The 13,355-nt window shown below is 66.9% G+C and carries 12 protein-coding genes; 5 read left to right on the forward strand and 7 right to left on the reverse strand.

Annotation, left to right across the window (positions count from 1 at the left end; genetic code table 11):
• Positions 1-139: 139 nt before the first annotated feature.
• Both purL and JIN95_RS01500 read left to right on the forward strand, forming a co-directional pair.
• Positions 140-2,419 carry a phosphoribosylformylglycinamidine synthase subunit PurL gene (gene purL, locus JIN95_RS01495; protein WP_200530312.1) on the forward strand — a complete coding sequence of 760 codons (2,280 nt, stop codon included), beginning with the start codon at positions 140-142 and terminating at the stop codon, positions 2,417-2,419.
• A 123-nt stretch (positions 2,420-2,542) separates the two neighbouring features.
• Positions 2,543-3,712, forward strand: coding sequence for an ABC transporter ATP-binding protein (locus JIN95_RS01500; RefSeq protein WP_200530313.1), 1,170 nt, complete (start codon positions 2,543-2,545; stop codon positions 3,710-3,712).
• A 51-nt stretch (positions 3,713-3,763) separates the two neighbouring features.
• On the opposite strand, the gene JIN95_RS01505 is transcribed toward JIN95_RS01500, so the two are convergent.
• From JIN95_RS01505 to JIN95_RS01535, 7 genes are all read right to left on the reverse strand, one after another.
• The gene (locus JIN95_RS01505) at positions 3,764-3,913 is read right to left on the reverse strand and encodes a hypothetical protein (protein ID WP_200530314.1); all 150 of its coding nucleotides are present in this window, start codon (positions 3,911-3,913) and stop codon (positions 3,764-3,766) included.
• Positions 3,914-3,990: 77 nt separating this feature from the next.
• Positions 3,991-4,512, reverse strand: a complete 522-nt coding sequence (locus JIN95_RS01510; RefSeq protein WP_200530315.1) for a DUF3368 domain-containing protein — start codon at positions 4,510-4,512, stop codon at positions 3,991-3,993.
• Positions 4,509-4,799 (reverse strand): UPF0175 family protein, encoded by a 291-nt coding sequence (locus JIN95_RS01515; protein ID WP_200530316.1) that lies wholly within the window; start codon positions 4,797-4,799, stop codon positions 4,509-4,511. Before JIN95_RS01515 ends, JIN95_RS01510 begins: the two co-directional genes overlap by 4 nt.
• A 271-nt stretch (positions 4,800-5,070) precedes the next feature.
• The gene (locus JIN95_RS01520) at positions 5,071-5,733 is read right to left on the reverse strand and encodes a hypothetical protein (RefSeq protein WP_200530317.1); all 663 of its coding nucleotides are present in this window, start codon (positions 5,731-5,733) and stop codon (positions 5,071-5,073) included.
• Positions 5,734-6,131: 398 nt separating this feature from the next.
• Positions 6,132-7,127 carry a hypothetical protein gene (locus JIN95_RS01525; protein ID WP_200530318.1) on the reverse strand — a complete coding sequence of 332 codons (996 nt, stop codon included), beginning with the start codon at positions 7,125-7,127 and terminating at the stop codon, positions 6,132-6,134.
• A 185-nt stretch (positions 7,128-7,312) separates the two neighbouring features.
• Positions 7,313-7,900, reverse strand: coding sequence for a hypothetical protein (locus tag JIN95_RS01530; protein WP_200532094.1), 588 nt, complete (start codon positions 7,898-7,900; stop codon positions 7,313-7,315).
• Between the two features lie 380 nt (positions 7,901-8,280).
• Positions 8,281-9,096: an IS5 family transposase gene (locus JIN95_RS01535; RefSeq protein ID WP_200530319.1), complete on the reverse strand. Its 816-nt coding sequence runs from the start codon at positions 9,094-9,096 to the stop codon at positions 8,281-8,283.
• Positions 9,097-9,446: 350 nt separating this feature from the next.
• On the opposite strand from JIN95_RS01535, the gene JIN95_RS01540 reads away from it, so the two are divergent.
• From JIN95_RS01540 to JIN95_RS01550, 3 genes are all read left to right on the forward strand, one after another.
• Complete coding sequence (locus JIN95_RS01540; RefSeq protein ID WP_200530320.1) at positions 9,447-10,988, forward strand: CARDB domain-containing protein; 1,542 nt, start codon at positions 9,447-9,449, stop codon at positions 10,986-10,988.
• 111 nt (positions 10,989-11,099) lie between these two features.
• Complete coding sequence (locus JIN95_RS01545; protein WP_200530321.1) at positions 11,100-11,999, forward strand: hypothetical protein; 900 nt, start codon at positions 11,100-11,102, stop codon at positions 11,997-11,999.
• Positions 12,000-12,189: 190 nt separating this feature from the next.
• Entirely contained in the window at positions 12,190-13,353 is a 1,164-nt protein-coding gene (locus JIN95_RS01550) for a signal peptidase I (protein WP_200530322.1), read from the forward strand.
• Positions 13,354-13,355 lie beyond the last annotated feature (2 nt).

Consider the following 13,355-nt stretch of genomic DNA (forward strand, 5'->3'; position numbering starts at 1 on the left):
CACCCCGCCCTTATCAGGGCGTTCGACGGCACGCGCCGACCGCACGACACGACCCGCCGCGGCATCGTGGGAGCCGTAGTGACCACACGAACGTGCACATAGAAAAGCATTAGAACGGGCTCGATAACCACGTAAGTGAATGAGTCTGTCCGAGCCGGACCACGAGCTCGTCGTCGCGGAGCTCGGCCGGGACCCGACGGCGGCCGAGGTCGCGCTGTTCGAGAACCTCTGGAGCGAGCACTGCGCGTACCGCTCCTCGCGGCCCCTGCTGTCGGCGTTCGAGAGCGAGGGCGATCAGGTCGTCGTCGGCCCCGGCGACGACGCCGCGGTCCTCGCGCTGCCCGAGCCGGACGCCGCGGACGTTCCGGCCGCCGAGCGCGACGCCGACGACTACGGCGACCAGTACGTCACGTTCGGGGTCGAGAGCCACAACCACCCCTCCTTCGTCGACCCGTTCGACGGGGCCGCGACCGGCGTCGGCGGCATCGTCCGGGACACCATGTCGATGGGCGCGTACCCCATCGCCCTCCTCGACTCGCTGTACTTCGGCGGCTTCGACCGCGAGCGCTCGCGGTACCTCTTCGAGGGGGTCGTCGAGGGGATCTCCCACTACGGCAACTGCATCGGGGTCCCCACGGTCGGCGGCAGCGTCGCCTTCCACGGCGGCTACGAGGGGAACCCTCTCGTCAACGTCGCCTGCGTCGGCCTCACGAACGAGGACCGGCTCGTCACGGCCACGGCCCAAGAGCCCGGGAACAAGCTCGTCTTGGTCGGCAACGGCACCGGCCGCGACGGGCTCGGCGGCGCCTCCTTCGCGAGCGAGGACCTCGGCGAGGACGCCGAGACCGAGGACCGCCCCGCGGTGCAGGTGGGCGACCCCTACGCCGAAAAGCGGCTAATCGAGTGCAACGAGGCCCTCGTGGACGAGGACCTGGTCCTGTCGGCCCGCGACCTGGGCGCGGCGGGCCTCGGCGGCGCCTCCTCCGAGCTTGTCGCGAAGGGCGGGCTCGGCGCCCGGATCGAACTCGATCGGGTCCACCAGCGCGAGCCGAACATGAACGCGATGGAGATCCTGCTGGCGGAGAGTCAGGAGCGGATGTGCTACGAGGTCGCGCCCGAAGACGTCGACCACGTCGCGGAACTGGCCGAGCGGTTCGACCTCGGCTGCTCCGTCATCGGCGAGCTGACCGACGGGAACTACGTCTGCGAGTTCGCGGGTGACGGGGACGGCGAGGACTCCGAGTCCGAGGTCGTCGTCGACGCGCCCGCCGAGTTCCTCGCAGACGGCGCCCCGATGAACGACCTCCCGAGCGAACCGCCGACGCAGCCCGACCGGGACCTCCCGGACCCCGAGCCGCCCCTCGACGAGGCGGTCGAGGCGGTCGTCTCCGCGCCCTCGACCGCGAGCAAGCGCTGGGTGTACCGCCAGTACGACCACGAGGTCGGCGTCCGCACGGCGATGAAGCCCGGCGACGACGCCGCGATCATGGCGATCCGGGAGACCGAAGCGGAGTCCGAGTCCGCCTCCGAATCCGACGGCGTCGGCCTCGCGCTCTCCTCCGGGGCGAACCCGAACTGGACCGAGACCGCCCCCTACGAGGGCGCCCGCGCCGTCGCCCTCGAGAACGCGACCAACCTCGCCGCGAAGGGCGCGATCCCCCTCGCGGCGGTCGACTGCCTCAACGGCGGGAACCCGGAGAAGCCCGACGTGTACGGCGGCTTCAAGGGGATCGTCGACGGGCTCGCCGACGCCTGCGCCGACCTCGACGCGCCGGTCGTCGGCGGCAACGTCTCGCTGTACAACGACAGCGTCGAGGGGCCGATCCCGCCGACGCCGACGCTCGCGCTGATCGGCACCCGGAAGGGATACGACGCGCCGCCCGCAGCGCTCGACGCCGACCGCGCCGAGGACTCGGAACTCCTGCTGGTCGGCGCCGGCGGGGCCGACGGCGGCGCGCTCGGCGGCTCCGAGTACCTTGCACAGGCGGGCGGGAGCGACCGCTTCCCGAGCCTGCCTGTCGCGGCCGGCGCGGCCAGCGAGTCCGGCGACGCCGGGAGCCTCGCCGACCGCGTCGCGTCGCTCGCGGCGGTCGCGCGCCACGAGTCGACGCTCGCGACCCACGACGTGAGCGACGGCGGGCTCGCGGTCGCGCTCGCGGAGCTGGTGACCGACGAGGCCGGCGCCGACGTGACCCTCCCCGATCGCGTCGCCGCCTTCGAGGAGACGCCCGGCCGGCTCGTCGTCCAGACGACCGATCCCGAGGCGGTCGCCGAGGCCGCTGGCGATCTGCCCGTCCTCCGGCTCGGCGACGTGACGACCGACGGGACGCTCTCGCTCGCGGTCGGCGACGATGCGGTCGCGCTCGACGCCGACGCCATCCGGGAGCTCCGGGGCGTCATCGAGCGCGAGCTCGCCTGACGCTCGCCGAGAACCCCTCGTCCGTATTTCAGCCGCGCGAGAGCGAGCGATACGCTTTTAGGTTTTCCTAAAATAGGTGGCCTCAGTTACGGGACGCCGGCCGGACCGGCGCCCGACACACCGATGGCTCACACGCAACCAGTCGAACGGACGCAGTCGGCCCGAGACGCGAGCGAGTCGCCCGCAGAGGCGAACGAATCTCCCGCCGACGCGGCCGAGTCGCCCGCCGACACGTCGGCGGACCCCGTGTTGTCGCTGTCGGACGTGACGAAGGAGTTCGGCCCGGAGACCGCCGTCGACGGCGTCTCTCTCGACGTCAAACCCGGAGAGCTTCTCACCTTCCTCGGCCCGTCCGGCTGCGGGAAGACGACGACGCTCCGGACGATCGCCGGGCTGGAGGAGCCGACCGAGGGGGAGATCGCGCTCGGCGGCGAGACCGTCGCCGGCGACGGCGCGTTCGTCCCGCCCGAGGGGCGCGACGTGGGGATCGTCTTCCAGAACTTCGCGCTGTTCCCCCACCTCACCGTCCGGGAGAACATCGCGTTCGGGCTCGACGGCGACGCGGGCGCGAACGCCGCCCGCGTCGACGAGCTGCTCGACCTCGTCGACCTGCCCGAACACGGCGGGAAGACGCCGGACCAGCTCTCCGGCGGGCAGAAACAGCGCGTCGCGCTCGCGCGGTCGCTCGCGCCGGAGCCCGAGGTGCTCCTCTTAGACGAGCCGTTCTCGAACCTCGACGTGCGGCTCCGCGTCGAGATGCGCGAGGAGGTCCGCCGGATCCTGAAGGAGGCCGGCGTCACCGCCGTCTCCGTCACCCACGACCAGGAGGAGGCGCTCTCCATCTCCGACCGCGTCGCCGTGATGAACGACGGGACGATCGAGCAGGTCGGTCGCCCCGAGTCCGTCTTCGAGCGCCCCGAGTCGAAGTTCGTCGCTTCCTTCCTCGGACGGGCGTCGTTCCTCGAAGGGCACCTCCGCGACGGAAAGGTCGAGACCGGGATCGGCCGGTTCGACGCCGTCACGCTGGAGGGGTACGACACCGTCTACGACGGCGCGCCCGTCGACGTCCTGGTGCGGCCCGACGACCTCCGGGCGAGCCCCGCGAGCGCCGAGCAGGCCGACGGGACCATCGTCTCGCGGCAGTACGTCGGCCCCTCCTTCATCTACCGGGTCGAGCTCGACTCCGGTGAGGTCGTCCACTGCCTCCACAACCACGTCGAGGAGTTCGACCTCGACGAGGCGGTGCGCCTCGAGCTCACCGCCGCGCACCCGCTGGCCTGGTACCCGCGGTAAGCGAGTCGCTGCGTGCGGTCGGGTCTTTTAAACAGCGAGCGTCGGCGTCGCTCAGAACGTGAAGAGGAACGGGATGACGTACGCGACGAGCAGCCCGACGAGCGTGACGGCCGCGCCGATGCCGACCTCGCGGCTGCCGAACGACTGCATGGGAGCGGTCACGCGCTTGTCCGGATTGGGCTCGTGGGAGTGGTCGTCCATGTCCGGACGTGTGGCCGGGTGATACATAAGGGCACCTGAACGGGACGGCTGACACGGAAGTGACGGCGTACTCGGTCTCAGTCTCCGAGCGATTCCAGCTTACCGACGATCTTCGTGTACACGTCGGGCGCCACGTACCAGCCGTGATCGATCATCGTGTCGATCGTCTTTCGACCCTCGGCCGTCGACAGCGCCCCGTCCCTGACGGCGGCGAGGACGAGATACGCGGTTCCCCGCGTCTCGACGCCCTCGACCTCGGCCGCGGAGCGACCCGCCGATTCGTCCATCACGGCGACGGCGTCGCGCGAAGCTGCACAGGCGAGGACCGCCACGTCGGCGTCGCTCAGTCGCGGATGGCTCGCGAGCCGTGTCGCGGCCGGCGAGTCGCCGGTGTCGACAGCGACGACCTCAACGAGGCCGCCCTCCACGGCGCGCTCGATCCGACGCGCGTCGTCGTACCCCTGCTCGACGCCCGTCGTCACGACCTCGCGGTGGACGGCTTCCGGGACGAGTCGCGGCTCGTCCAGCGCCTCGATCACGTCGAGCCGGTCCGCTTTCGCGAGGTAGATCAGCGGGGTCGCGTCGAACACCCAGCTCACAGTTCGTCGAGGTCGGCTTCGAGATGGTCGGCGGCGACCCACGCGGCGTCGGTGTCCTCAACGAGGTCGGCGAACTCCCAGACGGAGCAGTCCGCGAACTCGGCGGCCGCCGAAAGCGACAGGTCACCGTCGACGAACCGGTCGAGCGCCCGCTCCCGTCGCCACGCTTCGAGTCCCTCCGCGAGGAGCTTGCGGACCGCCGTACTCCGGTCGAGGCGTTCCTCGTCGAGGTATGCCTCGAGTTCGGCTTCGAGGTCCTCGGGGACCCGAGTGGAGATCGTGCCCATGTTGTTTGCTATGTATATATTCTATACAAGAGTTTCGGCGGTGTGAGACGACGCCGTCGATCCCTAGCCGGTGGACGACGATCGACCGCCGAGTGCTCAGGTGCGCTTCTCGAGATACTCTGCGATCACGACTAGGAAGTCTTCAGAGAACCAGTAAATATCATACTGGTAATTAAATTCCTTAATTCAAACAAAAGATAGACTCCGATAGTAAACCGACTGATAAAATATGTCAGTGTTTGGAATATTCGAACCCTGGCTTACGCCGCTTTCAGTTTGAACTGACTGTGAGTGTTCCCGACATGTCCTCAGCAGCATAGTCTTCCACGCCAAGGGTCGACACAACAAAACTCACGTATAGTGTGTCACCAGGTGCTACGTCTGTGAATTCTGCGCTATCTTCCGTCTGGGTTCCCTCAATCTCGATCGCGTCTCTGGGACCCCAACCAAACTCTAATCCAAATCCGAGATATCCTGCGACTTCTTCGCTTGACGCGTCGAACGACACAGAGATATCACGATTCTCAGTGGACTGGTTGGTTATGGCGAATGCGTACCCCCACGAACTCATCGTAGTACTGTGGATCGTACCACCATTACCTCCCGAGTTAGAATCAAAAACAGCCTCAGAATCCACCTGACCATCATTATCACCGAGATGAGTATGGTGGAAAGATCCAACTACATACTGAGAATTGACATTAACTCCGTTCCCGTCTCCGCCTGAGAAATCGATGGACAGTTGACCGTTGTTCTCGCTTACGACACCACCTTGGTTCCCAGATTCAAGTGAGACGAGACCACTAGCGTCGTTAACCACATTTATATTTGCCTCACGATCCGCGGTCATGGAACTAAACGCACCCGTACCTACTGCAGCCGAACTACCAGTTGCCAATGCGCCTGCGCCGATGATGAACTTACGTCGTTGCATGGTTGGTCGACCTCGTTGTCCGCACGCGACCCGCGTTCGGGAACACGAGACACCCCGTGTCACCCTGGGTCGCTCTACTTCACCCATGGAGTGTATCCCATATCGTTATGAGTCAGCAGAATAATCACCGGAAACCCCTGAAATCGGTTCAGAGCCGATCTAAATGGGTTCAGGACCATCCTTCGATTATTCTCGGTATGTGTGAATTACTAACGTGGCCGCCCTGTGAATCACCAGGGATCACACGATATTGAGGAGCAAAGCCACGACTTCAGTCGTAAGAAGAGTTACCGGTTCCGGTGATCTCGAGATGATAAACGGACGCACAAGAGACGGTCGCGATACTGTGCATCAACACGTCGTTCGAACGCGCCACCAACCGAACGCGACAAACTGTTTCAGTCGTCGTCGAATCGGTCGTAGAAAGAGGCCTTCTCTAGGGGAACGGTGTGAGAGACGAAGCCGTGACGGTTGTTGTCGTTGTCGCTGTTCCCCGGCGTCGGCGCCTCTCCGCGGTCGAAGACACCGTCGATTCCGTCGATCGAGAGCCCGACGATCGTCGCGCCGTTGTTCAGGTCGTCGTCGATATCCTTCGGCTTCAGCGTCTCATTCGTCGGGATATCGGCCTCGTCGATCCGTTTGACCGGCGGATCGTTGCCGCCGTTCTTCTCGTAGTAGATCGTTCCTTCGACATCGCCTTCGCTGTCGTCGTCATCGTCGTCACCCTCGTCAGAGGCGGAATCGCCGGCAGTGCCTCCATCGTCATTCGCGAGTGTGAGAACAATCCCGGAGTTCCCGGACTTGAACTCCACGCCGTCAGTCTCCTCGACCACGAGGTCGAACTCCCGTGTGTCGCCGAAGATCTCGGCTGAGACGCCGGCGTCCTCGGCGCCGCGGACGCGGATCGTCACCGCTATCTCGACCGGCTCTCCGGGGTCGTGGTCGACGACGGCCGTCACGTCGGCGTAGTCGCCCGGACCGAACGCGCGATCCTTCGGAACCGGTCCGCCCTTCTTGTACGGCCCGCGCCGGACCTCGCTGTCGTTCATCCGTTCGTGGCCGTCGTCGTCGGAACGCTCGATCGCGAGGTTCTTGAACAAGTCGTCGCCTCCAGCGGAGTCAGTAGCGACGTCGACATCGATCACGCCGATCCCGTCTTCGTCGGCGAAGCGGTTTGTGACTCTGACGAGCGTGACGCGCTTGCCTACCGGTGCGACGAGCTCGTTGTTTCCATTTACTTCCGGAGTCGCGTACCCGACGTACGCCTCCTCATCGTCCACGACGGAGACCTCGACCCCGCGCTCCGCGGTCGCGCTCGAGAAGGCGCCGGTCCCGGTGCTCAGCGCCGCCGATCCGCCGCCGCCGAGCAGGAGGATGAGGGTGCGTCGTTTCATGTGGTGAGTGGGACCGACTATCGCTTACTGCCGGAGACCACGTGTCGTGTACTTAAGGTTATTCGGCGTCGGAAGCGGGTATGGCGATGCCTGAAACCCCGTGTCATCGGTCTGATCCTCCCCGGTCGATACCCTGAGCCGCGTTTCGTCGGGGCTCCGGCCGTCGCGGACCGCGACCGGCGGCGTCACTCGCCGCCCACTTCCGGCGGCTCCGCTCCCCGTCCGACCTTCATCTCGGCGGTGTAGTACTTGTGCGCCATCGCGGAGAACGCGAATGCGACGACGATCGCCAGCGTCCACGCCATCTCCGGGAGGAGGACGAACGGCCACGCGCCGAGCCACACCGCCCCGACGAGCGCGACGGCGACGCCGGAGAGCCCGAGGTAGTAGTCGCTCCACGGGATCTCCCTCCCCTCGACCACGTCCATGTACACGTCCACGTCGGTCAGGGCGGGCGTCGGCTCGACGACGCCGCGGTCCTTGTTGAACTCGACGACCCCCGCGTCGTCCATCTTCGGCAGGTGGGACTGCTGGAGCGCGGTGTACACGCGCTTGCGCTCGTTGCCGGTGATCTCCGCGGTGTCGATCCCGTTTTCCCACGCCGCGATCTGTTCCGCCATGTCGCCGATGGCGACCGAGTCGTCCGCCTCCCGCTTCAGTAGGTGCACCGCGAACCGCCGCCGCTGGTTCGCCAGTACGTCGAAGAGCTCGTCCTCAGAGATATCTGTCGCCGGTTCGGCCCCTCCCCCGTCAACCTGTTGTACCGACGCCATTTCTGTCTGACACATATGAACAGTCCAACATAAATCCCATGGTTGTGATGAGTGGTTACCGTTTATCGCCGTTCAAAAATCGGACCTCCGTGTCGCCAAAATTGGCCGTATAATCGGCTTTTGACGGCTAATTCGACTGTATCACCTCGTTGTTCTCTGCCGTGTTGAACGCAAGACGGCGGCAACATCGGATTTTTGATATTCGATCTTCTACCGGTAGCAGCGCTTTAGCTGTAAATTCTCAGATCGGACGATTCGATTCGAGCGGAATTGTGCGGCGACCAAAGCATCAGTTTCACAAGATACCAAATAAAGCATGAGGTGGACGATGGCGATGCCTCTCTCGGATACATTCGGAGAAGGGGAGCAGGCGGCGAGCTCTAACTCGCCGCCTGCTCGAGGTTATGGACGATACACTTCCGTGTGAGCTCCCGGAACTGGCCGTGCCAGCTCCGGGAGCGGATCTCGTCGCCGTCGTCTTTTAGCATCGCAAACACGGTCTCACTCATTGACCGCTGGTTGTAGACATCATCGTCAATTCTGGCGTTGTGGGCTTTCTTGAGTGCATTTTGCTCGCAGTGTTTGATCACTGGCCGTGTAGACCTGTCACGGCAAGCTTCACGGAGATTACTCCACGAGTACATTTTGTCGGCCAGTAACGCTTGCAGGTCTTCGGCGTTCCGCCGAAAGACCTGCAGCCCGATATGGCCGTCATAGGCTTTCTTAGTCGTGAAATGAGCGTCCATGATAGCAAGAGAATCCGTGTCAACAAGCAGCGTCGTTTTCATCGCGTTGAACGAGTAACCGACCCGATTCCGGTAGTGTGAGCTGGCTTGGTCACGCTGAAAGCCGCTGGCGTCGATCGACGCGGTGCCTGAGAGCCCCGCCTGCTCCGCGGAGGCGCGGAGCAGGCGGCGCAGTTCTTTCATCGGGAATTCATCGTCCCAGACGCTGAAAGATGAGTAATCCGGCGATGAGTCAAGATCAAACACACCGAGAATTCCCGGCATCTCGTTGAGATAGTCTTCGAGCCTCCGAAGCGGCTTGTTGATCTCCTCTTTGAGCAGAAGGAGCGCGATTTTGGTGGACTTGGCGTACCCGTTGTCGCCGTCGGCGACAGCGGGTACGTCTGGTTGTTCAACATGGTTCGTGGCGAATTCGTGAAACGTCTGTGCGAGGGTCTTGAGACGTCCCATATCGCCAGACGGCGTCCAAATCCCGTGAAATCAGCGATACGATCCGCAGACGGCGTCGGCGTTCAACGGAGCATTGTTCTCGGTACCGATATTGAGACCTACTGTCGGTCCCCGGTGAATACCCATCACGTTTCGTATGTCTTCAGGCATCGGATCGGTTGCTTCAGGCCGACCGTGAGCGCCCGGATCAGGGCCGGAAACCGGCTCTCGTCTTCGACCCGAACGTTCGATGGGGTGGATCGTCGATCGGGCGCGTTCGTCCCGGATCCGGGTCGGGTCCGGGTCGGGTCCGTGGTTTCAAGCACCGTATAACCAAACCCCTTCGCCCGCAACTGCGCGTAGATAACGCCATGTCCACCGCCCGCCACACCGCGGCCCTCGTTCTGGTCCTCGTCGCCGCGGGGTCGTTCGCCTTCGCCACGGGCGCGGCGGTGATCGGGGGCCCGGCCGACACGATCGCCGAGGACCGCCTCGCGGTCCAACCGGCCGACGGCCCGAGCGGGAACTACGCCTACCTGAACGACGACGACGAGATCGTCGTCGACGTGTCGGCGTCGAACCCGAACCTCCCGGCCGACTTCGAGGGGGTCAATGCCGACTCGCTCGCGTCGGCGGACGGTGTGTTCACGGTCACGTACACGGCCGACGAGCACGCGCGCGTCTGGATCGAGCACGACGACGGGTCGGTGACGTTCACGGCCGACGGCGACCCGATCGAGGGGCGGGCCAACAACGTCACCCTCGGTCCGAACGAGACGGTCGCGGTGGGGCTCGACATCGACGCGCGCGGCGAGGTCGCCGGGACCCGGCTCGGCGCCGACGAGTTCTCTATCCGGGCGGAGCTCGCGGAGCCCGAGGCGGCCCCGTCCGCCTCGGCGTCGACCGGAGGCTCCGGCCCGATCACGACGGTCACCGCGCCGAGCGACGACCGCCGCGAGTTCGCCGCGAGCGAGATCGACCGCGACGACACGGTCCGCTTCGAGGCCGACGGAATGTTCCTCGACGGAGCGAACGTCACCCTCGACCGACTCGACCTGGAGGGCGTCGAGACCGATAGCGTCGAACTGAGCGCGGCCGGGAGTCCCGAACCCTTCGAGGACGGGAGCGCGCTCGACGCGCCGACGACGCCCCGATCGATCGCGTACCTCTCGGTGGAACACGACTTCGACCCGGACGAGGTCGACGCGATGACGATCCGGTTCAGCGCCTCGCGGGAGGCGCTCGACGACGCCGGGATCGACCCGGAGAACGTGACGCTCTACCGCCGGAGCGAGGCGGGCGACTGGACCGAGAAGGACGCGAGCGTCGTCGGCGAGGACGCGGTTCGAATTCTGGGGCTCCCCGAGGACCGCGTGCACTTCCGGGCGACCACGGAGGAGTTCTCCACGTTCGCGGTCGCGGAGCGCGTCCCGCGGTTCGACGTGACGGGGGCGGCGGTCGAGCCCGAGGCGATCGACCCCGGCGAGGAGGCGACCGTCCGGGCGACCGTGGCGAACGGCGGCGGCGCCGGCGGCGAGCGAACGGTGACGCTGACGGCCGACGGCGAGCCGGTCGCGAACGAGACGGTCGCCCTTGCGCCGAACGAGACCGCGACCGTCGCGCTCACGGCCGCGTTCGAGACCGCGGGCGAGTACGACCTCGCGGTCTCCGGGACGGACGCGGGGACCCTGCTCGTCGGGGACCCGGCGGGCGGTGACGGGGAGGGGGACGACGACACGCAGGACGCGACCGCCGGCGAGAACACCGGCGGGTCCGGCGGGTCTGGCGGGTCCGGCGCGGGACCGGTCGAGGAGCCGGGTGGCATCGACCTCGTCGAGCTCGGGGGCCTGCTCGCGCTCGTCGCGCTCGTCGCCGCCGGGGTGGCCCTCGTCCGTCGGATGCCCCGGTCGTGATCCGGGGGCGCCGAGTAATGGTCGTGATCCGAGACCGCCCGGTGATCGGCGGTCGCCTCGCGGTCGCAACGCGCCGACAGGTCTTAATCGCTGGTCCGCGACCGTCGGAGCGTGACGGCCCCCTCGAACGCGCGGAGCGACGGGACCGCGGACCGGAACGCCGACGGCGGGTTCCGTCGCGAGTTGTCCGCCCGGGTCCGGCTCGCGGACCTGCTCGTGCTCGCGTCGGTGCCCGCGGTCCTCGGCGCCGTCTTCGCGCTCCCCGAGGCGACGCGCCGGTCGCTGGCGTTCGCGTACACCGACCCGACGGTGCGGACCGCGTTCACCGCCCACTACGTCCACCTCGACACGGGCCACCTCGCCGGCAACGTCGCGGGGTACTGCCTCCTCGCCGGGGTCGGCTACGCGCTCGCGGTGTTGGCCGGCTACCGGCGGTTCTTCCTGGTCGCGCTCGCGACGTTCCTCCTCGCGTTCCCCTTCGCGCTCTCGGCGCTGAACCTCGCCGTCCCCCGGAACGCGATCGGCTTCGGCTTCTCCGGAGTCAACATGGCACTCGCGGGGCTGCTCCCGCTCCTGCTCGGGGTCTACGCCCGCGAGCGGTTCTTCCCGGGCGCCTCGATCCGCGCGCTTCCCGCCGCCTTCTTCCCGCTCGTCGGCTGGATGGCGCTGCTGGCGCTGCCGGTCGCCCCGGGGAGCCTCGACGGCCCCGGGCTCGCCGGGCTCGCGACGGCCGTCGCCGGGCTCCTGCTCGGGCTGCTGTACGCGTCGAGCACCGGGATCCGGATCCGGAGCGCGGTCCGCGGGGGCGTCCGCGCCGCGGTCTCGAACCCGGGATACGGCGACCTGTTCGCGGTCGGCGTCGCCCTGACGGTCGGCTACCCGGTCGTCGGATTCCCGGGCGACGCGACGGGGACGGGCAGCGTGGTGAACCTGTACGTCCACCTGCTCGGCTTCTGTCTGGCATTCATCGGACCGTTCGCCCTGCTCGCGGCCGGGGCGTTCGAGGAGTGACGGTCCCTCGGCGCCCCCGCCGCTCGTCGTCGCCCTCACCCCCGTCATCGCCCGTCGCCGCCTGCGCCGAACCACGAATTTATAACGTATCGATGACATTCTCGGGTGACGACCGATCGACGGATCGATCGGTGACCGCGGGTCGCCGACCGACGACGGACCGCGTCGCTCGACCGCCGAGACACGACCCATGTCACTCAAACGCACCCTCTCGATAACGCTGCAGATCGCCGCCGTGCTCGTCGTCGCCTCGCTGGTCGTGGGGCAGTACCTCGGGCAGCCGGTGCTCCTGAGCTACGTCGAGACGGGCAGCATGCAGCCCGTCCTCAGTCCGGGCGACGGGTTCGTCGCGATCCCCGCACCGATCGCCGGCGGGATCGGCGTCGGCGACGTGGTGACCTTCGACGCCCAGGAGATACAGGGCGGCGGGCTGACGACCCACCGCGTCGTCGAGGAGACGGAGCGAGGGTACGTCACGCGCGGCGACAACAACCCGTTCACTGACCAGGACGGCGGCGAACCCGTCGTACAGGAGGCCGACATCGTCGCGAAGGCGCTGCAGGTCGGCGGCGGGGTCGTCGTCATCCCCCACTTGGGGACCGTCGCGATGGGGTTCCAGTCGGCGCTCGACGCCGTCCAGACGCGGCTGGCGGTCGCGCTCGGGATCCGGTCGCTACAGGGCACGCAGGGGCTCGCGTACATCCTCTTCGCGCTCTCCGGAGTCGCGTACGCGGTCGACTGGTACCTCGACAGCGGGAGCCGCGAGGCGCGAGAGCGCGACCGCTCTCGGGACGACGGCACCTCGGTGTTCGCCATCGTCGGCGTGCTCGCGCTGGTGTTGATGGCGACCGCGACCGCCGCGATGGTCGTCCCGGGCGGGACCCAAGAGTACGGCGTCGTGAGCGCCGAGTTCGAGTCGGAGAACCCGACCGTCATCGAGCGCGGCACGAGCCAGGAGCTGGAGTACGTCGTCCCGAACGCCGGGCTGGTGCCGGTGTACGCGTACGTCACCCCCCAGAGCCCGGGCGTCGACGTCGCCCCCGAGCGCGTCGCCGTCGGCGGACGGAGCGAGGCGTCGACGACGGTGACGCTCACCGCGCCCGACGAGACCGGCTACTACCGGTTGTTCGTCGCCGAACACCGGTACCTCGCCGTGTTGCCGCCCGGCGTGATCGACGAGCTGTACGGGGTCCATCCGTGGGCCCCGCTGGTCGCGATCAACGGGCTCCTCGGCGGCGGCATCGTCGGGCTCGGGCTGCTGCTGCTCCGCGGCGAGCCCGCGCGGATACGCTCCCGCGAATCGCGCGCCAAACCGCCGCTGTACCGCCGCGTCCTCCGCGAGATCTACAGGTGACC

Origin of the sequence: Halorubrum sp. LN27 (assembly GCF_016635065.1) — an archaeon.
GTDB classification, from domain to species: domain Archaea; phylum Halobacteriota; class Halobacteria; order Halobacteriales; family Haloferacaceae; genus Halorubrum; species Halorubrum salipaludis.

Excerpts from the sequence above, each read along its gene's own strand:
- JIN95_RS01550 (WP_200530322.1), top strand. The coding sequence starts at position 12,190 with ATGTCACTCAAACGCACCCTCTCGATAACGCTGCAGATCGCCGCCGTG.
- JIN95_RS01500 (WP_200530313.1), top strand. The coding sequence starts at position 2,543 with ATGGCTCACACGCAACCAGTCGAACGGACGCAGTCGGCCCGAGACGCG.
- JIN95_RS01515 (WP_200530316.1), bottom strand. The coding sequence starts at position 4,799 with ATGGGCACGATCTCCACTCGGGTCCCCGAGGACCTCGAAGCCGAACTC.
- JIN95_RS01505 (WP_200530314.1), bottom strand. The coding sequence starts at position 3,913 with ATGGACGACCACTCCCACGAGCCCAATCCGGACAAGCGCGTGACCGCT.
- JIN95_RS01530 (WP_200532094.1), bottom strand. The coding sequence starts at position 7,900 with ATGGCGTCGGTACAACAGGTTGACGGGGGAGGGGCCGAACCGGCGACA.
- JIN95_RS01520 (WP_200530317.1), bottom strand. The coding sequence starts at position 5,733 with ATGCAACGACGTAAGTTCATCATCGGCGCAGGCGCATTGGCAACTGGT.
- JIN95_RS01540 (WP_200530320.1), top strand. The coding sequence starts at position 9,447 with ATGTCCACCGCCCGCCACACCGCGGCCCTCGTTCTGGTCCTCGTCGCC.
- JIN95_RS01525 (WP_200530318.1), bottom strand. The coding sequence starts at position 7,127 with ATGAAACGACGCACCCTCATCCTCCTGCTCGGCGGCGGCGGATCGGCG.
- purL (WP_200530312.1), top strand. The coding sequence starts at position 140 with ATGAGTCTGTCCGAGCCGGACCACGAGCTCGTCGTCGCGGAGCTCGGC.
- JIN95_RS01535 (WP_200530319.1), bottom strand. The coding sequence starts at position 9,096 with ATGGGACGTCTCAAGACCCTCGCACAGACGTTTCACGAATTCGCCACG.